The sequence below is a fragment of the Cytobacillus sp. FSL R7-0680 genome (assembly GCF_038009245.1).
Lineage (GTDB): Bacteria > Bacillota > Bacilli > Bacillales > Cytobacillaceae > Cytobacillus > Cytobacillus kochii.
This window is the reverse complement of record NZ_JBBPAO010000001.1, coordinates 1,967,777-1,990,324: the sequence shown is the minus strand read 5'-3', so window position 1 is coordinate 1,990,324 and position 22,548 is coordinate 1,967,777. Positions and strand designations below refer to the sequence as shown.

At 37.0% G+C, this 22,548-nt stretch carries 21 protein-coding genes, 1 other RNA gene, 2 pseudogenes and 1 riboswitch; of the genes and pseudogenes, 21 read left to right on the top strand and 3 right to left on the bottom strand.

Features of this window, described 5'->3' with window-relative positions:
* Positions 1-47 precede the first annotated feature (47 nt).
* Positions 48-143, top strand: a riboswitch (glycine riboswitch).
* A gap of 285 nt (positions 144-428) precedes the next feature.
* Genes gcvT through gcvPB form a run of 3 tightly spaced genes read left to right on the top strand, consistent with a single transcriptional unit; the run spans position 429 to position 4,356 of the window.
* The gene (gene gcvT, locus MKY26_RS09870; RefSeq protein ID WP_095372593.1) at positions 429-1,535 is read left to right on the top strand and encodes a glycine cleavage system aminomethyltransferase GcvT; all 1,107 of its coding nucleotides are present in this window, start codon (positions 429-431) and stop codon (positions 1,533-1,535) included.
* A gap of 21 nt (positions 1,536-1,556) precedes the next feature.
* Positions 1,557-2,903, top strand: a complete 1,347-nt coding sequence (gene gcvPA / locus MKY26_RS09865; RefSeq protein ID WP_095372594.1) for an aminomethyl-transferring glycine dehydrogenase subunit GcvPA — start codon at positions 1,557-1,559, stop codon at positions 2,901-2,903.
* Positions 2,896-4,356 carry an aminomethyl-transferring glycine dehydrogenase subunit GcvPB gene (gene gcvPB, locus MKY26_RS09860; RefSeq protein WP_095372595.1) on the top strand — a complete coding sequence of 487 codons (1,461 nt, stop codon included), beginning with the start codon at positions 2,896-2,898 and terminating at the stop codon, positions 4,354-4,356. The genes gcvPA and gcvPB overlap by 8 nt, the downstream gene beginning before the upstream one ends.
* Before the next feature lie 297 nt (positions 4,357-4,653).
* Here the strand turns inward: gcvPB and MKY26_RS09855 are convergent, their stop codons facing one another.
* Positions 4,654-5,037, bottom strand: a complete 384-nt coding sequence (locus MKY26_RS09855; RefSeq protein WP_095372596.1) for a rhodanese-like domain-containing protein — start codon at positions 5,035-5,037, stop codon at positions 4,654-4,656.
* 312 nt (positions 5,038-5,349) lie between these two features.
* Here MKY26_RS09855 and MKY26_RS09850 point away from each other — a divergent pair, with 312 nt between their 5' ends.
* From MKY26_RS09850 to MKY26_RS09835, 4 genes and pseudogenes are all read left to right on the top strand, one after another.
* On the top strand, positions 5,350-6,186 hold the full coding sequence (locus MKY26_RS09850) for a lipoate--protein ligase family protein (protein WP_095372597.1): 837 nt from the start codon (positions 5,350-5,352) through the stop codon (positions 6,184-6,186).
* Positions 6,187-6,542: 356 nt separating this feature from the next.
* Positions 6,543-7,361: pseudogene (locus MKY26_RS09845) on the top strand (ribonucleotide reductase N-terminal alpha domain-containing protein); the annotation flags it as partial.
* Between the two features lie 322 nt (positions 7,362-7,683).
* Positions 7,684-9,426, top strand: a pseudogene (locus MKY26_RS09840) (vitamin B12-dependent ribonucleotide reductase); the annotation flags it as partial.
* Between the two features lie 637 nt (positions 9,427-10,063).
* Complete coding sequence (locus MKY26_RS09835; RefSeq protein ID WP_095372599.1) at positions 10,064-10,951, top strand: patatin-like phospholipase family protein; 888 nt, start codon at positions 10,064-10,066, stop codon at positions 10,949-10,951.
* A gap of 55 nt (positions 10,952-11,006) precedes the next feature.
* Here the strand turns inward: MKY26_RS09835 and MKY26_RS09830 are convergent, their stop codons facing one another.
* Complete coding sequence (locus MKY26_RS09830) at positions 11,007-11,396, bottom strand: SA1362 family protein (protein WP_224936000.1); 390 nt, start codon at positions 11,394-11,396, stop codon at positions 11,007-11,009.
* Positions 11,397-11,706: 310 nt separating this feature from the next.
* Between MKY26_RS09830 and MKY26_RS09825 the strand changes: the two genes are divergently transcribed.
* The 5 genes from MKY26_RS09825 (at position 11,707) to ssrS (ending at position 14,654) form a co-directional block, all read left to right on the top strand.
* Entirely contained in the window at positions 11,707-12,219 is a 513-nt protein-coding gene (locus MKY26_RS09825) for a YqhR family membrane protein (protein WP_224936001.1), read from the top strand.
* 106 nt (positions 12,220-12,325) lie between these two features.
* Positions 12,326-12,754 (top strand): type II 3-dehydroquinate dehydratase, encoded by a 429-nt coding sequence (gene aroQ, locus MKY26_RS09820; RefSeq protein ID WP_095372600.1) that lies wholly within the window; start codon positions 12,326-12,328, stop codon positions 12,752-12,754.
* A gap of 17 nt (positions 12,755-12,771) precedes the next feature.
* Positions 12,772-13,833 carry a M24 family metallopeptidase gene (locus MKY26_RS09815; RefSeq protein WP_095372601.1) on the top strand — a complete coding sequence of 354 codons (1,062 nt, stop codon included), beginning with the start codon at positions 12,772-12,774 and terminating at the stop codon, positions 13,831-13,833.
* 28 nt (positions 13,834-13,861) lie between these two features.
* Positions 13,862-14,419, top strand: a complete 558-nt coding sequence (gene efp / locus MKY26_RS09810; protein ID WP_095372602.1) for an elongation factor P — start codon at positions 13,862-13,864, stop codon at positions 14,417-14,419.
* Between the two features lie 53 nt (positions 14,420-14,472).
* Positions 14,473-14,654: non-coding RNA, 6S RNA (gene ssrS, locus MKY26_RS09805), on the top strand.
* Positions 14,655-14,883: 229 nt separating this feature from the next.
* On the opposite strand, the gene MKY26_RS09800 is transcribed toward ssrS, so the two are convergent.
* Complete coding sequence (locus MKY26_RS09800; RefSeq protein ID WP_340975460.1) at positions 14,884-16,233, bottom strand: alkaline phosphatase; 1,350 nt, start codon at positions 16,231-16,233, stop codon at positions 14,884-14,886.
* Between the two features lie 158 nt (positions 16,234-16,391).
* Here MKY26_RS09800 and spoIIIAA point away from each other — a divergent pair, with 158 nt between their 5' ends.
* The 9 genes from spoIIIAA to accB all read left to right on the top strand — a co-directional run bounded on the left by spoIIIAA (position 16,392) and on the right by accB (position 22,548).
* The gene (gene spoIIIAA / locus MKY26_RS09795) at positions 16,392-17,315 is read left to right on the top strand and encodes a stage III sporulation protein AA (protein WP_341056361.1); all 924 of its coding nucleotides are present in this window, start codon (positions 16,392-16,394) and stop codon (positions 17,313-17,315) included.
* Entirely contained in the window at positions 17,312-17,827 is a 516-nt protein-coding gene (gene spoIIIAB, locus MKY26_RS09790) for a stage III sporulation protein SpoIIIAB (protein ID WP_095372603.1), read from the top strand. The genes spoIIIAA and spoIIIAB overlap by 4 nt, the downstream gene beginning before the upstream one ends.
* 38 nt (positions 17,828-17,865) lie before the next feature.
* Entirely contained in the window at positions 17,866-18,069 is a 204-nt protein-coding gene (spoIIIAC, locus tag MKY26_RS09785) for a stage III sporulation protein AC (RefSeq protein WP_095372604.1), read from the top strand.
* Positions 18,070-18,086: 17 nt separating this feature from the next.
* Positions 18,087-18,476, top strand: coding sequence for a stage III sporulation protein AD (spoIIIAD, locus tag MKY26_RS09780; RefSeq protein WP_095372605.1), 390 nt, complete (start codon positions 18,087-18,089; stop codon positions 18,474-18,476).
* A 101-nt stretch (positions 18,477-18,577) separates the two neighbouring features.
* Positions 18,578-19,804, top strand: a complete 1,227-nt coding sequence (gene spoIIIAE, locus MKY26_RS09775; protein WP_095372606.1) for a stage III sporulation protein AE — start codon at positions 18,578-18,580, stop codon at positions 19,802-19,804.
* Positions 19,805-19,816: 12 nt separating this feature from the next.
* Entirely contained in the window at positions 19,817-20,455 is a 639-nt protein-coding gene (spoIIIAF, locus tag MKY26_RS09770) for a stage III sporulation protein AF (RefSeq protein ID WP_095372607.1), read from the top strand.
* Positions 20,448-21,098 (top strand): stage III sporulation protein AG, encoded by a 651-nt coding sequence (gene spoIIIAG / locus MKY26_RS09765; RefSeq protein WP_340975454.1) that lies wholly within the window; start codon positions 20,448-20,450, stop codon positions 21,096-21,098. The genes spoIIIAF and spoIIIAG overlap by 8 nt, the downstream gene beginning before the upstream one ends.
* 17 nt (positions 21,099-21,115) lie before the next feature.
* Positions 21,116-21,640, top strand: a complete 525-nt coding sequence (locus MKY26_RS09760; RefSeq protein ID WP_341096400.1) for a SpoIIIAH-like family protein — start codon at positions 21,116-21,118, stop codon at positions 21,638-21,640.
* Positions 21,641-22,041: 401 nt separating this feature from the next.
* Entirely contained in the window at positions 22,042-22,548 is a 507-nt protein-coding gene (accB, locus tag MKY26_RS09755) for an acetyl-CoA carboxylase biotin carboxyl carrier protein (protein ID WP_095372610.1), read from the top strand.

Genomic DNA, 22,548 nt, shown 5'->3' with positions numbered 1-22,548 from the left:
GCAGTTAATTATAGTATGTGCAAAAATGGAAAAAATTATAAACGCGAATGATAGCAAGGGGAGAGACTGCAGTGCTGCAGCGCCGAAGGAGCAAACAATCATCGTATTGTGAATCTCTCAGGCAAAAGAACACTTGCTTGACGCAACTCTGGAGAGAGCTCAAGGTAATAAGCGAGCCACCAAAGGGGAAAGGCTGCAATATCGCCGTAAACTCTCAGGTGAAAGGACAGAGAATCTGCTCAAATGATCGGTTTTGAGGAGATTCTCTGTCCTTTTTGTGTGCTTTAGAACACTTAGCTTCTTTAATGGGTTAAAGTGGAGAGCGTGTAGCTTTCGTCGTAGCATTTGGCGAGAAGCCAAGTACTTCTATGGCTAGTATGCAAATATTCATCTTAGAAAAAAACAGAAATATAAAGGAGGATGAGTGAATGTCACAGTTGAAGAAAACACCACTACATGACATTTATCAACAGTATGGTGGAAAAACGATTGATTTTGGTGGATGGGCTCTACCTGTTCAATTTTCTAGTATTAAAGAAGAACATGAAGCAGTACGTACAAAAGCGGGTCTGTTTGATGTATCACATATGGGAGAAATTGAGGTTAAAGGTCAAGATAGTTTACGTTATCTTCAGAAAATGATGACAAATGACGTCGCAAAACTAAAAACGTTTGGTGCACAATATACAGCAATGTGTTATGAAAATGGTGGAACTGTGGATGATTTGCTTATTTATAAAATGACTGAAGATGAATATCTCTTAGTCGTAAACGCAGCTAATATCGAAAAAGATTATCAATGGTTACAAAGTCATTTAGAAGGAAATGTTGAACTTAAAAACCTTTCAGAGGATATGTCACAATTGGCCTTGCAAGGTCCTATGGCTGAGCTTGTTTTACAGAAGATTACAGATGTTGATTTAAGTGAAATTGGATTTTTTAAATTTAACCAAACAGTAAATATTAATGGCAAAAATGCATTAGTATCGAGAACTGGCTATACCGGTGAAGATGGATTTGAAATTTATTGTCAAAATGAGGATGCAGTCTTTTTATGGCAGTCGATTTTAGAAGCAGGAAAAGAAGATGGAGTTCTTCCTTGTGGTCTAGGTGCCCGAGATACCCTTCGCTTCGAAGCAAATTTAGCTTTATATGGTCAAGAGTTGTCTGCTGAAATTTCTCCGCTTGAAGCAGGTATTGGCTTTGCCGTAAAAGTGAACAAAGAAGAAGATTTTATTGGAAAAGTGGCATTAAAATCACAAAAAGAAAATGGGTTAAGTAGAAAAATTGTTGGGATTGAAATGATTGAACGTGGGATTCCTCGTCATGGTTATGCAGTTTATGCTGACGACCAACTGATTGGTGAAGTTACTACAGGTACACAATCTCCTACTTTAAAGAAAAATATCGGCTTAGCACTTCTGGACAATCAATACACAGCGCTAGATTCTGAAGTGGAAGTTGAAATTCGTAATAAGCGTGTCCGTGCCAAAGTAATTGCAACACCGTTTTATAAAAAAGAGAAAAAGAACTAACTTATCAGGGGGAGAGAAGCGATGAAACACCGTTATTTACCGATGACTGATTCTGATCAAAAAGAAATGCTTGAAGCAATCGGAGTCAAAACAATTGATGATTTATTTAGTGATATTCCTGAAAGCGTTCGTTTTAAAAGGGAATATAATATTAAACCAGCTAAAACGGAATCTGCTTTAATGAAAGAATTGATGCTTCTATCACAAAAAAATGCAGATTTAAAAACAAATACTTCATTTTTAGGTGCAGGTGTTTACGATCACTATATGCCAGTTATTGTTGATCACGTGTTATCGCGTTCAGAGTTCTATACCGCTTATACACCATATCAACCGGAAATTTCCCAAGGTGAGTTGCAAGCGATTTTTGAATTTCAGACAATGATATCTGAACTAACAGGAATGGATGTAGCAAACTCATCTATGTATGATGGTGGGACGGCACTTGCGGAAGCTGCTATGTTAGCAACTGGGCATACAAAGCGTAAAAAAGTATTGATTTCAAGTACAGTACACCCTGAATCAAAAGCTGTAATTCAGACTTATGCAAAAGGCCAATACATCGATGTAGTTGAAATCCCACACAAAGATGGATTAACAGATATGAGCGCACTAAAAGAAATGATTGGTGATGACATTGCCGCAGTGGTCGTGCAATACCCTAACTTTTTTGGAAGAGTCGAGCCACTCGCTGAATTAGAAGAAATTATCCATGCTCATAAATCTTTATTTGTTGTATCAAGTAACCCACTATCTTTAGGAGCGTTAACACCTCCAGGAAAATTTGGTGCAGATATCGTTGCTGGCGATGCGCAAGTTTTTGGTATTCCAACAGCTTTTGGCGGTCCTCACTGTGGTTACTTTGCCGTGACAAAGAAACTCATGAGGAAAGTACCTGGACGTTTAGTGGGGCAAACGGTTGATGAGAACGGACAACGTGGATTTGTACTCACACTTCAAGCAAGAGAGCAACATATCCGTAGGGATAAAGCTACATCTAACATATGTTCTAACCAAGCTTTAAATGCACTAGCCGCATCTGTTGCTATGACAGCCTTAGGTAGAAACGGTGTTAAACAAATGGCGATAGATAATATTCAAAAGGCGCATTATGCGAAAGAACAATTTAGAAGTGCAGGCTTTGATATTACTTTTGATGGCGGTTCATTCAACGAGTTTATTATTAAGTGTAATCGTCCAGTTCGTGAGGTAAATCAAGCATTACTGAAAAAGAATATTATTGGTGGTTATGATTTAGGCAGAGATTATAGTGAATTGGCTCATCATATGCTTATTGCTGTAACAGAACTAAGAACAAAAGACGAAATTGATACATTTGTGGCAGAAATGGGGGATTACCGTGCATAACGAAAACCAGGCGCTCATTTTTGAGCTAAGTAAACCAGGGAGAATCGGCTATAGCCTTCCCGAGATGGATATCCCAGAAGTAGAATTATCTGATTTGCTCCCAGCTGAATATATCCGTCAAGAGGACGCGGATTTACCTGAAGTATCTGAACTTGATATTATGCGTCATTATACAGCTTTATCTAAGCGTAACCACGGAGTAGATTCTGGTTTTTACCCGCTTGGGTCTTGTACGATGAAATATAATCCTAAAGTAAATGAGAATGTAGCACGCTATAACGGCTTTGCTCATTTACACCCATTACAGGACGAAAGCTCTGTTCAAGGTGCAATGGAGTTGTTATATGATTTACAAGAGCATTTAATTGAGATCACAGGAATGGACGAAGTCACTCTACAACCGGCAGCAGGTGCCCATGGGGAATGGACTGGGTTGATGATGATTCGTGCCTATCATGAAGCAAACGGTGATTTTAACCGTACAAAAGTTATTGTTCCAGATTCAGCTCATGGTACAAACCCTGCCTCGGCAACTGTGGCGGGCTTCGAAACCTTAACAGTTAAGTCTAATGATCAAGGCTTAGTAGATTTAGAAGATTTGAGGAGAGTGGTGGGAGATGATACAGCTGCTCTTATGCTAACAAACCCTAATACGTTAGGTTTGTTTGAAGAAAATATTCTAGAAATGGCAGAAATAGTTCATGGAGCAGGCGGGAAACTGTATTATGATGGAGCCAACTTAAATGCCGTTTTATCTAAAGCAAGACCGGGAGATATGGGATTTGACGTTGTTCATTTGAATTTGCATAAAACATTTACTGGTCCCCATGGCGGAGGAGGACCCGGTTCAGGTCCTGTTGGGGTAAAAGAAGACTTAATTCCTTATTTGCCTAAACCAATCTTAGTGAAAACAGAAGAAGGTTATACATTTAATTATGACCGTCCACAGTCAATTGGAAGAGTCAAGCCTTATTACGGTAACTTCGGTATCAATGTCCGTGCCTATACGTATATTCGTTCTATGGGTCCAGATGGTTTGAAAGCTGTTACTGAAAATGCAGTACTTAATGCCAATTATATGATGCGTAAGCTAGCGCCAGCATTCGATCTACCATATGATAAACATTGTAAACATGAGTTTGTACTAAGTGGAAAACGCCAGAAAAAATTAGGTGTACGCACGCTTGATATCGCGAAGCGTTTGCTTGATTTCGGTTATCATCCACCGACTATTTACTTCCCGTTAAATGTTGAAGAGTGTATGATGATCGAACCAACAGAGACTGAATCTAAAGAAACACTCGACAGCTTTATTGATGCCATGCTCCAGATTGCCAAGGAAGCTGAGGAAAACCCTGAGGTCGTCCAAGAAGCGCCTCACACGACAGTAATTGGCCGTTTAGACGAGACGCTAGCAGCAAGAAAGCCAGTATTACGTTATCAAAAGGACTAATATAAAACGCCCTCTTACAAATATGTACGAGGTCTAAATAAAACGTGAACAAATTCATTTATGTGTATTTGTTCGCGTTTTTTTATCGCAAAAATCACTCCTAATAGGAGTTTATAATTGTAGATTAAGAACGGAACTTATTCTTCTAAATAAAATAAAAAAGATAAGTATATTGGGACTCTTTACGTAGGATATAAATGGTCTAATGAGGTTTGTAATCTGGTAGTTTAGAGGGAATAGAGGGATCGTGAAGAATGAGAATAAACCACCCGTTTTAAGGCGGGTGGTAGGAGAGATCTATTTTTTAGATTTAATTTTCCCGCCCCATTTTTTGAAGCCGCCTTGTAAATGAGAAAGATTTTTGTATCCCTTCCGATACAATAGTTGAGCCGCTCTACCGCTTCTCATTCCGCTCTGGCAGTATAAATAAACAGGCTTATCTTGACGAAGTTCAACAAGTCTTGTTTTTAACTGAGATAAGGGAATATTTCTGGCACCTAAAATATGGCCACCTTCATATTCATTTGGTTCTCGGACATCAATCAATTGCGCTTTACGATATCCTTCTCTGAATTCTTGTTCTGATAATGTTTTTACAATTCTCTTTTGATACAACCTTGTGATTACTGTGTAAACAATAATAGCACCGATTATAATTAATAAAAAATATAGAGTAGACAATTAATATTTGCTCCTTTCAAACATTGCTTACGCCAAGATATATTATATAAGTTTTTCATAGGTTTAGTAAAGGACAAGAACGAGAAAATTGTAATGAAAACTTAATGAAGCCCGCTTTTTTTGCACATTTAGTAAAGGTGAAAAATCTTTCCATTAAGCGCTCATCTTTTTAATGCTTCATCAGTTGTAAGGACAAATCATTTTTTTAGACTATATGGAAAGAAGAATGTATGGCTTTTTTTTCTGGTCGAATTTTGATAGACTAAAATACGCTTAAACGTTTACTAAAAATAGATGTAAAAGAGGGTTATTATGGGGAAGGAAGTATGGCGATTTATCCATTCAGGTATGGGTTCTCCATCATTTAATATGGCTTTAGATGAAGCTTTATTAGATTGGAATAGCGAAGGGAAAATGCCACCAGTGATTCGTTTCTATGGTTGGAACCCAGCCACACTATCTATCGGGTATTTTCAAAAAGTTGATAAGGAAATTAAGCTTGAAGCTGTAAAGGAAAATGGATTAGGTTTTGTTCGTAGGCCTACAGGTGGTCGTGGGGTTCTGCATGAACATGAGCTGACTTATAGTGTAATTGTTCCTGAAGAACATCCACAAATGCCGAAAACAGTGACTGAGGCTTATCGTGTGATTTCAGAAGGGGTATTACGAGGTTTCCAACAACTAGGCTTAGAAGCATACTTTGCTGTACCTCGTTCAAAGGAAGAAAAAGAAATGCTAAAGAATCCTCGTTCATCCGTTTGTTTTGATGCACCAAGCTGGTATGAATTAGTTGTAGAAGGTCGTAAAGTAGCAGGTAGTGCCCAAACACGGCAAAAAGGTGTGATTCTACAACATGGATCCATTCTACTTGATTTAGATGAGGATAAATTATTTAGTCTGTTTAAATATTCTAACGATCGCGTGAAAGAAAGAATGCAAAGAGCATTTAGTAGTAAAGCGGTAGCGATAAATGAACTGACGGATCGAAAAATTACATATGAAGATGCAGTAGTGGCTTTTAAAAAGGGATTTGAAGAAGGACTTGACATCATTTTAGAACCATATGAGCTTAATGCAGAAGAAATAACTTATGTTGAAAAGCTAGCAAAAGAAAGATATGAAAATGATGAATGGACATTTAAACGATAATAAATTTTTTTTCGACTCGCTCTTTTATTTTTAAAAGAGTAGAGTCGAATTGTTTTGTCTACTAGATTTGTGAGAAACGATTTAAAGTGCAAGTCGTAAAATTGGTGAAAATCATTTATTTTATTAACTTAAATAAATAATTGCTCTTGTTTTCGAGTGTTTATCCTCTTTCTTGCATTTGACAAAATAAAAATAACACAATATATAGTGTTATATTTTATAAAGTAGGTACTATATATTGATTATCTAGGTTTATTTATGATAACGTAAGGGTATTCTCTAAAAACAATATAAAAGCATAAAACGATGTAAACATAAAGAGAAGTAAATTTTTAATGATTGAAGGAGTTGTCGTAATGTCTGTTGCTGTAGGACAAGAATTAAAGTTAAATGTTGAGAGGTTAAATGAGGACATCCGCTTATTTCCACAAGTGCATCCTATTACTCCAGAGATGAAATTAACCCATAAAGGTGTTTCCCGCCTAGTTATGCTTGATAGATATACATTTAAAGATACAGAAAAAGTAACGTTATCTGAAGGTGACTTTGTTGTTCTAACGATTAAGGAGGATCCGAAGTTTCCTGCGCGAGGTTTAGGCTACATTGTAGAGATTGATTGGGAAAATAAAAAAGCAGTTGTACAAGTTGAACAAGATTATCGCGGTGTACTCGATACACAAGAAGAGATAGAAACGGGAATCATTGTACGTTCTTTAGACGTTATAGAGAAGCCGTTAGAAGTATTTTATGAGCAAATTGCTAAGCGCAATGCCACAGGGTTAGCTTCGGTTGAAAAGACTGAAGAAAAACAGAAAGAATGGTTTGAAAAGTTTTATCAGGAATTAGCTGATTTGAACTTTATTCCAGCTGGTCGTGTTTTGTATGGTGCCGGTGCTGATACTGAGGTTACATACTTTAATTGCTATGTAATGCCGTTTGTACAAGATTCTCGTGAAGGTATCTCTGAGCATCGTAAACAAGTCATGGAAATCATGTCTAGAGGTGGCGGTGTTGGAACGAATGGTTCGACATTAAGACCGCGTAATACACTAGCGAAAGGAGTGAATGGGAAATCTTCCGGTTCTGTTTCTTGGTTAGATGATATTGCGAAGTTAACACATCTCGTTGAACAAGGTGGTTCAAGAAGAGGTGCGCAGATGATAATGTTAGCGGATTAATTGATGCTGTAGTCCGCGTCATTCAAACCAATGAATGACTAGAAAATCGGGTGAATTGCGGGGATATCCTGTTAAAGGCAAAACTGCTACAACGTGACTGGCAACGGTGAGCGTGAACGCTATAAAAAATGTTTTGCATGGGACAATCCGCAGCCAAGCGCCACTGGGCATAGGTAGTGGTGAAGGTTCAACGACTAGAGAGTGAGCCCCAACAATAAACTCTCAAATAGCGCCCGGCCCCTATACATAAGGGTGATGATATAGTCTAGTCCGACTGCTAAGAGCAGTGTAAATATCCTGAAAGGGACGGTAGTTAACGTGGCATCCTGATATTATTGAATTTATTATTTCTAAAATGCAAAATCCAAGAATTCTTCGTTTCTTACTTGAAAATACGGAAGATGAGACAATTAAACGTTACGCTAAGGAAAAACTCAAGTTCACTCCATTTACAGAGCAAGAGATTGCCATGTATCAAGGAATAATCAATTATAAAACCATTCCAGGTTTAGGTGGATTTAATGAGAAAATCATTAAAGATGCAGAAGAAAAACTATTAATAGGCGGAACATATGCTGTTCATAATTCTGAATTCCTTACTGGAGCAAATATTTCAGTTTGTTTAACGAAGGAGTTTATGGAAGCAGTTGAAAATGATGGTGAATATGAACTTCGTTTCCCAGATGTAGAGAGTTACGATCGTGAGCAGATGGACAACTACAATAAGCAATGGCATGAAGTTGGCGATGTGCGTGAATGGGAAAAGTTAGGTCACGGTGTTCGTGTATATCGTAAAATTAAGGCAAAAGAGCTTTGGAACTTGATAAATATTTGTGCAACTTATTCAGCTGAACCAGGTATCTTCTTCATTGATAACGCCAATGATATGACCAATGCAAAAAGCTATGGCCAAAAGGTAGTAGCAACAAACCCTTGTGGCGAACAGCCATTAGCTCCTTACAGTGTTTGTAATCTAGCAGCAGTGAACCTAGCTGAAATGGCTGACAAGGAAAATAAGACAGTTGATTTCGCAAAGCTGGCAAAAACTGTTGAGATTGGCGTACGTATGCAAGATAATGTCATCGATGCTACACCTTATTTCCTTGAAGATAATAAAAAACAAGCTTTGGGTGAACGTCGAGTTGGCTTAGGTGTCATGGGTCTGCATGATTTATTAATTTATTGTGAAACAGAGTATGGCTCAGAAGAAGGTAATGTATTAATTGACCAAGTGTTTGAAACGATTGCTACAACGGCTTATCGTGCGTCAGTAGAAATCGCTAAAGAAAAAGGTAGCTTCCCATTCTTAAACGGAGAAACAACGGAGGAAACGAACCGTTTAAGAAAAGCCTTTATCGAAACAGGTTATATGGAAAAGATGCCGGCTGATATCAAACAGGCAATTCTAGAAACGGGGATTCGTAATTCTCATTTATTAACAGTTGCTCCTACAGGTTCAACAGGGACAATGGTTGGTGTTTCTACTGGATTAGAACCATATTTCTCATTCTCTTATTTTAGAAGTGGTCGACTTGGTAAATTCATTGAAGTAAAAGCAGACATTGTTCAAGAATATTTAGATCGTCACCCAGAGGCGGATCCTGAAAACTTACCAAACTGGTTTATTGCTGCAATGGACTTAGCTCCTGAAGCGCATGCTGACGTGCAATGTGTGATTCAACGTTGGATTGATAGTTCTATTAGTAAAACAGTGAATGCGCCTAAAGGTTATAGTGTAGAACAAGTGCAAAAGGTGTATGAGCGTTTATATAAAGGTGGAGCAAAAGGCGGCACTGTATACGTGGATGGCTCAAGAGACTCTCAAGTATTAACTTTAAAAGCCGAAGAAAATTCTTTTGAAGAAGAAACCTTAGAGAAGAAATCATCCAATAAACAGCATGTTGTCCTTGTAGATACAATTAATGACTTACGTTCAACTGATGTCACTATTGGATCTGAAGTTGGTAATACTTGCCCTGTCTGCCGTCAAGGGAAAGTGGAAGAAATCGGTGGCTGTAATACATGTACCAATTGTAATGCACAATTAAAATGTGGGTTATAAGTAGCAAGACTGGAAGGAAAGTGAGCTTAGCTCACTAAATAAAAATACAAGCATGAGCAAATTATCTAGCGAATTTGTTCATGCTTTTTTTTCTGTCTGTATAATCAAGAAAAGTAGCTAGAAGGTTCTAGTTGGAGGTTGTTAAGTGCATTCGACATAAGATAGTTTGCTTGTACATATTTAGTTAAAAATGGAAAGATAATTTTTGGCAAGGTGTGTGCGTATGACTTTGTAGGAATTCGTTAAAATTGCTGAGCAAAGGGGTATTGCTCGTACATCAAAAGTGAAATCGCCAAAGATAGCAGAACAAAAGAGTTTCATCGGCCCTCATCATAAAACGTGGGATAAAAAAGAATGCCAGCACCACCAGAAATTCTAATCATCCACATGAAAACTCCCCTTAACTCTTCTTAGGGACTTAACAATCAATTTCACTGTCACCATTATTAGCTTCATAATTGTTCTGGAAGAGTAGAGTTTAATAGGGGATTTACCGAGTTCTTTTATAACAAATGCCAGTTTTGTGATTTTCGCAAAAATCGGACTATTGCCAAGCTCAAGTGATTACAAATGTATTATAATGCTTTTTTCTTTTTGCAAAAGGATGTATGCAAATTAGAATGGGGTGATTGTATACATGGAAATCGATGGTGTATTTTCAGGAGGGGGCATTAAAGGGTTCGCTCTAATTGGTGCTCTTGCGGAAATTGAAAAGCAAGGTTTCCAATTCAAACGTGTTGCTGGAACGAGTGCCGGGTCAATTATATCTGCTTTAATTATTGCAGGCTATTCAAGTGATGAGATAGAAAGAATGATGGACGATTTAGATTTAAAAGTGTTTTTAGATAGTAGAAAATCACTTATTCCTATTGCTGTAGCAAAATGGATATTTTTATTTTGGAGTTTGGGATTATATAAGGGAAATGAATTAGAAAAGTGGATAGAAGCTCGATTAGCAGCAAGGGGGATTCGGACATTTGCAGACGTTCCCCCGCTTTCTCTACGCATTATTGCATCAGATTTGACGAATGGGAGATTACTCGTGCTGCCAGATGACTTACCGAAATACCAAATTGACCCAAATCGTTTTTCCGTAGCTAAGGCAGTGAGGATGAGTTGTAGTATGCCTTATTTTTTTGAACCTGTGAAAATTGGTGGCCGTGGCAAGCGTAATAATCTCATTGTGGACGGTGGTGTATTAAGTAACTTCCCAATGTGGTTGTTTGATAAAGATAATGTAAAGAAAACGAGACCGGTTCTCGGAGTGAAATTGAGTATTAATAATAATGAACAGCCACCGAGAAGAATCAAAAATGCAATTCAAATGTTTGAAGCATTATTTGAAACAATGAAGGATGCTCATGATTCCCGTTATATTTCGAGAAGTCATGAACAGAATGTTATTTTTGTTCCTACAGAAGGAGTATTAGCGACAGAGTTTGAGTTAACTGAAGAAGGGAAGAGAGATCTACTGAAACTTGGGAGGGAAAGAGCGAAGGAATTTCTTGCCACATGGACTTATTGAGAATAAGCCTAAAATGTCACTAATCACGCAATCTGACATGAAAAAATCGGACCTCTTATAAAGAAGCCCGATTTTTCTTTTTGCCTTTTTTTCCTTCAATGACTGTTAGATGTACAGAGGTATTTCTTTTTGATTTTTTTATAGAAGTTAAAGTGACTGGCTTACTTCTTCGGTTTGAAGAAGTTTGATTCTCTTTATTTTTAAAACGTTTTTTTGATTTTTTAGCGGCTTGCGCAAATGCTTTTCGCTCACTCTTATTGGGACTTGATGACCCGCTAAGTTTCTGGACGACAAAATAGATGACGACCCCAACAAGCGCCATAATGGCTATACCTCGAAATAATCCGGCTGGGTCTTTAATTAATTGAGAACCAAGCCCAATCATTGCAAGTAAAATAAGTGCGCCAAAAATATATAAGGATTTCCGATTCTTCAAGAAAGCCACCTCCCTATGAGCATGATGAGCATATTTGTAAGCTTTTAAACTTCGAAAGAGTAAAAAACCAATTTATCGTACCCTTTTAAAGTTATCTTACCCAATATTTGAGATTTCAAGCAGTACTTATATAAGAAAAATATTATCTTAGACTATCTTGTACAATCAATAAGATTTTATATATAAATTTCTCTATTTTCACTGTGAAACCCTCTACAAATAGATAAAAAACAAGAAAAAAATACGGATTTTAACAATTTTATGAAAGATGCAATGGTTTCTACCTGCATTGGACATAATAAGCACGGAGGTGAATCATATGAGTGATAAACATGAATTAGAACAAAACGAACGGGAACAACCATTATCAATGACATCTTTAACTTTTATCACTGGATTTGTCGGAGGTGTTTTTTGGAGTACGATTGGTTACATCGCTTATGTCCTTAATTTAACAGAAGTAGGACCAAGAGTCATTTTAGAACCATGGACAATAGGTGATTGGAAGGATGGTTGGCTTGGAACAGTGATTTCGATTATTTTAATTGGAGCTGTTTCAGTTGTAGCCGCTTATATTTATTATTGGACAATGAGAAGGTTCAAGAAAATGTGGTTTGGTGCCCTTTATGGACTTGTTTTATTTGCCCTTGTTTTTTTTGTCCTAAATCCGATGTTTCCTAATATTGCCCCTGTAGGAGATTTGAAAATAAATACAATTATAACATCTGTTTGCTTATATTTATTGTATGGTGTATTTGTTGGTTATTCCATTTCATATGAAAATGAAGAACAACAAAAGATGAAAGAAGCACAAGAAACGGAAGAAGCTTAAATTGTTAGAAGATTGATTGCTTTTATTTGCTTTATTATAGTGAGTGTTCTCTATTTTGTGATAAAATAGCCATATTGAATATTTCAGTATTCGTAGGAGTGGCGCCATGAAAAAAATATTGCTCATCAATGGACCGAATTTGAATCTTCTAGGCCAACGTGAACCAGGGATTTACGGTTCGGACACATTAGAGTCGCTTGAACATAATTTAAAACAAATAGCAGAACAAAGAAATGTTGCGCTTACTTGTATGCAATCTAATCACGAAGGCGTAATCATTGATCAAATCCATCTGGCGAATAGGAAATATGAAGGTATTATATTTAATCCAGGAGCATTTACTCACTATAGTATTGCTATTCGTGATGCCATTGCAGCCATTGATGTCCCTGTTATTGAAGTACATATTTCCAATGTGCATAAAAGAGAATCATTCAGACATCATTCCGTCATGGCAGCAGTAACAAAGGGGCAAATTGTTGGTTTAGGAATGAAAGGCTATGAGCTTGCTTTATTTGCATTAACAGATGAATAAGAGGGAGAGTAGAAGTTATGACAAAGATAGATAAAATAAGAAATAGTTTTGATCGAGTAGGTATTGATGCTATTTTGATTACGAGTGCTTATAACAGACGTTATGTTTCTCATTTTACAGGGTCTGCCGGTGCTGTTTTAATTAGCAAAAAAGATGCATTGTTCATTACTGATTTTCGTTATACTGAGCAAGCTAGCAAGCAATGTACTGGATATACGGTTGTGCAACATAAAGGAACTATACCTGAAGAAGTGGCATCAATCGTAAAGCAATTAGGTATTAAGAAATTGGGATTTGAAAAAGATTATGTTACATATGCTTCTTACCAAACTTTTAATGAAACAATTGATGCTGAATTAATTCCTGTATCAGGCGAAATTGAAAAGTTACGCTTGATAAAGGATGAATCAGAGATTAAGATATTAAAGGGAGCCGCGAAAATAGCGGATAGCGCTTTTTCTCATATTCTTAACTTTATTCAACCTGGTAAAACAGAAATAGAAGTCGCAAATGAATTAGAATTTTTTATGAGAAAAGAAGGAGCAACTTCATCTTCGTTTGATATGATTGTTGCTTCAGGTGTTCGTGGTGCATTACCTCACGGTGTAGCGAGTGATAAAGTCATCGAAAAAGGTGAGCTTGTTACAATTGACTTTGGTGCGTTATATAATGGATACGTTTCCGATATAACAAGAACCGTTGCCATCGGTCAACCAAGTGATAAGATGAAAGAAGTATATGATATTGTTTTAGAAGCACAGTTACGCGGTATGAAAGGGATTAAAGCTGGAATTACTGGGAAGCAAGCTGACGCTTTAACGAGAGACTATATTTCAGAAAAAGGCTATGGTGAATATTTTGGTCATTCTACCGGTCACGGTATTGGCTTAGAAGTCCATGAAGGACCAGGACTCTCTTTTAAATCTGACATCGTATTAGAACCAGGAATGGTTGTTACTTGTGAACCGGGTATATATTTACCAGGCATCGGTGGCGTTAGAATTGAAGATGATACGATTGTAACTAAAGAGGGTAACGAAAACCTTAATACATCAACAAAAGAATTAGTTATTCTTTAATGAGTGAATAGTAGGAGGAACTTTTTGCATGATTTCAGTAAATGATTTTAAAACAGGTTTAACCATTGAAGTAGATAATGGGATTTGGCGTGTAATGGATTTCCAACACGTGAAACCAGGTAAAGGTGCGGCGTTTGTTCGTTCAAAATTACGTAATCTACGTACAGGAGCTATTCAAGAAAAAACTTTCCGTGCGGGTGAAAAAGTAGCTAAAGCACAAATTGATAATCGTAAAATGCAATATTTATATGCTAATGGTGATCAACACGTCTTTATGGATACAGAATCTTATGATCAAATTGAATTAAGTGCTTCAGCAATTGAATATGAATTGAAGTTCTTAAAAGAAAATATGGAAGTTTCCATTATGTTATATCAAAGTGAAACATTAGGTGTTGAATTGCCAAATACGGTAGTACTTGAAGTAACTGAAACAGAACCTGGCATCAAAGGTGATACGGCCTCTGGTGGTACAAAACCAGCCATTTTAGAAACAGGCTTAAGTGTGCAAGTACCTTTCTTTGTGAACCAAGGCGATCAGCTTATTATTAACACAACAGATGCTTCTTACGTATCTCGTGCTTAATTTTTGCGTTTGATGACTTGTTATTTTCGTGATCTTATAGTAATATAATAATCAACTTGCTGCGTTGTTCGTTTGTATATGAAGTTTCAACCTTTACGTTAATTTAGGGAGCTTAAGATCATAATTGAAATAACATGCCTACATTGTTTAGGACGTTAGGAAGATTATTGCAAGCACCCACCTGGTGGAGCAGGTATGAAACTCCATATAAATCGGCGGCAACAGCGGCTACTTGATTTACTAATGAAGACATTTGAGATGGTTCTCAGATGTCTTTTTTACGTTTCAACCTTTAGAATGACTTCCAAAGAGAGGTTAAAGTAAGTCGAAGTTTACAATAAAATGAAGATAACAAGTAAGTCTTATAAACCCGATTGGTTTACTTTATAAAAGCATGAGTAAAATTTTTTACAACCATCTTAAAGATAAAGGTGGGAATTCCCCCACCTATTATACTTCCATCATTAATCCCATTGATAACCCAATAATTCCGCCATTTTTTTAGGAATATCCGTATTATCCAACATACCATGGAAATGTTCTGCACCTGCACCGTATGCAAATAACGGAACTGGATTGGCTGTATGGCCACCCGCACTGCTTATACTACGGATTTGGTGATTAACGATACCAGTATTATATCTTTCTGAGATAAAGCTACCAAGTTCCCATGCAGCTTTATTTTTTTTGTATACTTTTCCCCGAGCGTTCATTAATCTTGCATTGAGCTGTATACCTTCTTCCTCAGTTAAAACAATCCCAGTATATTTAACTAAATTGTCTACTATGTGAGAGGTAATGAATTTACCATCCTCTCCCTTTTTCGTTTGTGCAAGCACATATTCTGGTGAAGCTTGAATTTTTTTTATCATCTTTCGCTTTAGTGGTTCGGTCGCAGAAATACCCATTGTTTCATGATCAGCAACAACAACTATCAAAGTATCTGAACGGTTATGAGCCCATTCGACGGCCGTTTTCACAGCCTCATCAAATTCTACTGTTTCTCTCCAAACACTTGCTATATCTGCTGAATGGGCTGCATGGTCAATTCTTGCCCCTTCCACCATTAAAAAGAAACCATTTCCATTATTAAGCTTTTGTAGTGCTGTTTTTGTCATTTCACTTAAGCTGGGTTCTGTGCCATCTGTATATTTGCGGTCTATTTTAAATGACAGATGATACGGAGCAAAAAGGCCCAGCAGTTTACCCTCTGTCTGATTGCTTAATAAATCATGTCTATTTCTGACAATGGTATAACCTAACTTCTTTGCTTTTTCTAACAGGGCAGGACCATAAAAAACTTCTCCCCCACCTAACATGACATCAGGGGCGAGTGTGAGTTGTTGCTTCGCAATATCCGCCTGATCTGCCCAACGATTAAGAACGCTTGCTGTGAAAGCGGCAGGTGTGGCATCCGTGATGGCATTGGTGGAGATGATACCAGTCTTTTTCTTTTGCTCTTTAAATAAATCGAGGATGCTTTTTACCTCCTTGCCATCTGGCGTGACTCCGATCATTTCATTATTGGTTTTGCTTCCTGTTGCGAGGGCAGTACCGGCAGCAGCAGAATCAGTTACGACTCGATTAGCAGAATAGGTTTGAACAAGGGCACTAAAGGGGAGGGAAGTCAGAAACAATTGCCCCTCTTTACCTCTTTCCAATTCGCGCGCTATCTCTAGTTGGCCCACCCCCATACCATCTCCAATCATATAGATAATGTTTGTAGGTTTGTTTCCTTCTGCCGTAACAGACGAAGTATTTATTAGTAGTAATAAAGAAAAACATAGCATAGATAAGTACTTTAATTTCCTCACTCATTTCACATCCTCTTTAATAGATTGTCATGTGAATTATTGTCTCTCTTTTAATAATAATTATTTGTTATCTGGTCATACGTTAGATTCATCTTGCATACATTGAGAGTAGAAAAGAGCAAGTCCTATGGAGACAAAGGAAAGGGAGGACTTTCGAGGTGGAAACAATTCTAGCATTTTTACCACGTTCAATCTCACAACAGTTACGGCAATTACCAACTCGTCAGTTAGCAGAAATAGAGGAAATTAGGATTAGGACTCATCGCCCGATTGAAGTTGTTACACATGGTAACTATGTTTTGTTACCTTATCAAGCAACGGAAGAGGATGCGATTCATTTATTAGATAAGATGAGTCACTTCTCTATTTATACTTTGGAAGAAGAGTTACGTAGAGGTTATATCACGATAGAGGGCGGTCACCGGGTCGGACTAGCAGGTAAAGTTATTTTAGAAGGCGGACAAGTAAAAGTGATTAGAGATGTCGCTTCTTTTAACATTCGTATTGCTAAAGAAAAAATCGGGATTGCCGAAACTATTGCTCACCATATTTATCAGAATGGTTGGATGCATACAGTTATTATCGGCCCTCCACAAACTGGAAAGACAACTTTGCTTAGAGATTTAGCGAGAATGGTCTCTAGTGAAAATAAATACACAACTGCTAAAAAAGTAGGCATCGTCGATGAAAGATCAGAAATAGCTGGAAGTATTCATGGTATACCACAAATGAGGTTTGGTCCGCGTGTTGATGTTTTAGATGCGTGCCCAAAAGCTGAAGGTATGATGATGATGATTCGCTCGATGAGCCCAGATGTCCTTGTGGTCGATGAATTGGGTAGCAAAGCAGATGTAGAAGCCGTATTAGAAGCAGTTAATGCCGGTATAAAGTTAATTACTACTACCCACGGCTTCTCGTATGAAGATATAAAAAAACGTCCGTTAATGGCACCTTTACTTGAATTAGATATATTTGAACGTTTTGTTGAACTTAATAGACGTGCAGGACCGGGAAATATACAAGCTGTCAAAGACGGTAATGGTATGCGGTTATATAGGAAGCAAGAGGTATTAGGACCATGATTAAAATATTGGGAGCAATACTTATCATCGTAGCAACTACTCTCGTAGGATTTGAGATATCAAAACGATTAAGTGAAAGGCCACGTCAACTAAGGCAGCTAAAGAGTGCCTTGCAATCATTAGAAGCGGAAATCATGTATGGCCACACTCCATTACATGAGGCATCACGACGGCTCGCTTCTCAATTAAGTCAACCAGTTTCGTTATTCTTTGCTGATTTCGCTTCTCGGCTAACAGAAACTGAAACGACAGTGATGAGGGCCTGGGAGAATAGCTTGAATCACATTTGGAAAAAAACGGCTCTGAAAAACAGTGAATTTGAAATCATGAAACAATTTGGAGAGACATTAGGGCGACATGATCGCATCTCCCAACAAAAGCAAATTTTGCTGACATTAGCCCATCTGGAACGTGAAGAAGTAGATGCGCATGAGAAACAGGCAAAATACGAAAGAATGGCGAAAAGCCTCGGGTTTTTATCAGGACTTCTGCTAATTATTTTATTAATGTAGAGAAAATTTCTCATGTTTGAGTGTAGGAGGAGAAAATAATGGGATTAGATGTCGAGATTATTTTTAAAATTGCCGGTGTTGGGATAGTCGTCGCTTTTTTACACACGATTCTTGACCAAGTGGGAAAGAAAGAATATGCCCAATGGGTCACTTTGTTTGGATTTATCTATATTTTATTTCTGGTTGCATCAGTGGTAGATAACCTCTTTCAAAAAATCAAATCAGTATTCTTATTTCAATAAGAAGGGAGAGGTATGCCATTGATATTCTTAAAATAGTAGGCATTGCTTTAATAGCTACATTCTTGGCACTAATTATCAAAGAACAAAAACCTAACTTTGCTTTTCTTTTAGTTGTTTTTGTTGGTTGTACGATTTTTTTATATCTTGTCGATCAGATATATATGATTATTCATATGATAGAGCGCATTGCTGTTAATGCCAATATTAATATGGTGTATTTGGAGACCATACTGAAAATAGTGGGTATAGCCTATATTGCAGAATTTGCCTCGCAAATTACGAAAGATGCTGGTCAAGGTGCAATTGCTGCAAAGATTGAGATGGCAGGGAAGATTTTTATCTTAGCAATGGCTATCCCGATATTAACGGTTTTGATTGAAACAATTATTCAAATGATCCCAAGTTAATCAGTGTAAAGAGAAAAAGAAGGAGCCACCCATGCGGTGTGAATAGAAAATGACAACATCATAAGAGAGTAGCACCTTCCCTATATAAAGAGGTGTAAAAGATGAAGCACTATTTATTGAAAACATTGCTGTTTAGTATGTTGTTTATTTTCATGACAAGCCACATTGTACATGCCTCAGATGAAGAGGCAGATAAGCCAGATGAATACCGAACTGAAGAAGCTCAAGAAGTTTTTAATCCGGAAGATATTGTAGAGTCACAAATAGATACACTCCATTTGGATGAATTAAAGGGATTCTGGGAAGATATCACCAATGAATATGGAGGTTTTTTGCCGGAAAGTCAAAAGGGCAGCATTTACGATTTTATAAAAGGTGAAAAAGAGTTTTCGTTTGATCAATGGGCATTAGGCATACTTAAATTCGTTTTTCATGAATTTGTTGTAAATGGAAAACTTTTAGGAACCTTAATCTTACTAGCTGTATTTAGCATGTTTCTGCAATCATTGCAAAATGCTTTCGAATCCGGAACAGTAAGTAAAGTCGCTTATGCGATTGTTTTGATGGTATTGGTTATTTTAGCATTGAATAGCTTCCATATCGCGATGGAGTATGCAAGTGATACTGTCCATAAGATGACTTCATTCATTCTAGCGCTCATTCCTTTGCTGCTAGCATTAATTGCCTCCTCAGGTGGACTCATCTCAGCAGCCTTTTTTCATCCAGTTATTCTCTTCTTAATGAATACGAGTGGTGTGTTAATTCAATATGTTGTGTTTCCTTTGCTTTTTTTATCCACGCTACTGCATATCGTCAGTACTTTGTCAGATCAATATAAGGTTACACAATTGGGGAACCTCTTGAGGAATTGGAGTGTGGGCTTACTCGGTATTTTCCTTACTGTGTTTTTGGCTGTGATATCAATCCAAGGAGTTTCTACAGCCATTACAGATGGTGTCACACTAAAAACAGCGAAGTATGTAACAAGTAATTTTATCCCTGTAATCGGGCGAATGTTCACAGACGCAACGGATACGGTAGTGACAGCATCTGTATTATTGAAAAACACTGTCGGAATTGCTGGTGTCGCCATTTTGATGATTATAGTAGCTTTTCCTGCAATCAAAATATTAATGATTGCGTTTATATATAAATTTGCAGCAGCTGTTCTTCAACCTTTAGGCGGAGGGCCGATTATTAAATGTTTAGATATTATCAGTAAAAGTGTCATGTATGTATTTGCAGCATTAGCCATTGTGTCTCTTATGTTTTTTCTTAGTATTACTGTCGTGATCGTAGCTGGAAATCTCACGATGATGGTGAGATAGGGAGGGTCGCTAATGGAATTTTTAAAAGAATGGATTACAACAATTATCATATTTATTTTGCTAGCAACGGTTATTGATATGATTCTTCCAAGTTCAAAGCTACAGAAATACACAAAAATGGTTACGGGCTTATTATTAATAGCGATTATTTTAACTCCTATATTTAAATTTGTTTCTAGTGATTTCGAACAAACGATTATGTCGTTACCATCAATTGAGTCTACTTCTTCAAAAGAAGAAATAGAAAATTCAATAGAAATGCAAAAAAAAGAAATACAAGCCTCCTCTCGTGCATATGCTTTAGAAAACGTAGAAAAAGCCATGAAAGCATCGGCGAATGAGGAGTTGGTAGAAAAGTACGGTTTAGAAATTACAAAGATAGAAATGATTGAAGACGATAGGTCCGAGCTTGAGTTCCCTCAAAACCTTCAAAAGGTCTATGTGCAAGTACAACCAGTAGAAGAAGGGGAACAAGAAGCAGTTGAAGTTGTCCAAAATGTAGAAGTAGACACAGGAAAGCCGATTGAATCAGAAGCAACAACTACTGTCCCAGGTGATATTACTTCTCTTCTGTCTACTAATTGGGAAATCGATGAAAAAGTGATGGAAGTATTTTTAGAAGAAGGGGGGATGGCGAAAAACGATGGGTAAAAAAGGACCAATTACATTACTGAAAGAATGGTTATCAAAAGAAAAAGATGGCGAAAAAAAACCCGGTAAAGTTCAATACTTGATGATCGTTCTCTTATTTGGTGCCGCGATTATGCTAATTAGTAATATATTTTTTAATAATGACACGTCTGATGAAGTCTCTGTCTTTAACTCCGAGAGTGAGCAAACAGAGAAAGAGCAAGAAGTCTTTGGACAATCTAAACCACAATCAGCCAATTCAATTGCTGATTATGAAAAGGCATATGAAGCACAGATTAAAGAAGCGCTTGACACAATAGTTGGAGTGGATGATGTCTCTATTGTTGTAAATGTTGATTCCACAGAGAAAAAAGTATTAGAAAAAAATACAACGAATCAAGGACAAATTACTGATGAGACGGATAGAGAAGGTGGCAAAAGGGTGGTGGAAGATCAATCGAAAGAAGAACAGGTTGTCATCATCCGTGAAGGAGAAAAAGAAGTTCCAATTGTAATAGAAACAAAAAAGCCTAATATAAGAGGCGTTCTCATAGTAGCAAAAGGTGCTGATAATATCCAAGTGAAAACATGGATTGTGGAAGCTGTCTCACGTGTACTAGATGTACCTGCACATAAAGTTTCTGTTTTACCTAAGAAAAAATAATGTTTAAGGGGGATTTAATGATGTTATTAAAAAAGCAAACGGTATGGTTATTAACTATGTTGAGTTTAGTCGTTGTTCTGTCAATTTATTACTTAACTTCTCCAGATGGACAAATGAATCTTGCGGGAAATGACCAAGAAGAAAATGAAAATGCAGAAACCGGTGGTGCGGTAATTTCAGATGTAGCATCTGATGAAGAATTTGCCCAAGAGAGACTTGATCAAATGAACGAAAGAAGTATGGAAAAAGAAAGATTAACAGAAGTCGCAGCTTCGACAGAATTACCTGCAGAGGAAAGAAGTGAAGCGAAGGATCAACTTGATTCACTTAATGAGTTAGCTGCTAAGGAAGAAATGTTAGAGAACTTGATAAAATCAATGAACTACGAAGATGTTCTTGTGAAAGCTGATGGTGCCAATGTAAAAGTGGTTGTTAAGGCGGAAGAACAATCAAAAGCTGAAGCAAACAAGATTATTAGAGAAGTAATGAATGAGTTAGGCACACAAGCTTTGGTAGCAGTAGAATTTCAAGTAAGTAAGTAGTATGAAAACTGAGCGATGAATACAGTCGCTCAGTTTTTTGCATTTATTTATAGGGGAATGATAAAATAATTACAATAGTTAGATAATAGTTTTTGATAAGTGCATAATTTTTGTACGTGTTTGACTGATGAAATATTTTACATAGTTAAATAATCCGAGCCTAGCAAAAATGAAGAACTTCAACTTTCACTTGTTCTCTTAATAAATCAGAAGGAAAGAAAGGGATATAAGTGGTGTATTTAGAGGGAGATTTATTATTTGGATAATATTTACTATTAAAGTTAGTGTTGAACTTTCATTAGGTCTTAGCGTATGATTATAGTAGCTAGTCATAATTATTTTACATAACTAGTATTTCATCTATTAAAGTTGAAGCGTAAATGAAGAACAGGGGTGTAAGAATGCTAAAAGTCCAAGAAATTCGTGAATTGATTAAATTAGTTGATCAATCAAATATTGATGAATTTGTTTATGAACATGAAGGTACAAAAGTAGAAATGAAGAAAAATGTCACTGCTATTCAACCTGCAGCAGTACCAGTTGTTCAACCACAGGCACAGGCTGTAGTAGCGCCTCCTGAACAACCTCAGAAAACAGCAGCAGTCCAAATGGAAGTACAAAAAGTAGAACAAGTAAATGAAAAGAATGAAGATAAAGATACTTCAAATCTGCATCAAGTAGTTTCTCCTATGGTTGGAACTTTTTATCAGTCATCCTCACCAGATGCAGATGCATATGTAAAAGTTGGTTCTAAAATCACCAAAGATTCTATTCTGTGTATTGTTGAAGCAATGAAATTATTCAATGAAATCGAAGCAGAAGTAGATGGAGAAATTGTGGAAATTTTAGTTAAAGATGGTCAATTAGTTGAATACGGGCAACCATTATTTTTAGTGAAGCCTGAGTAA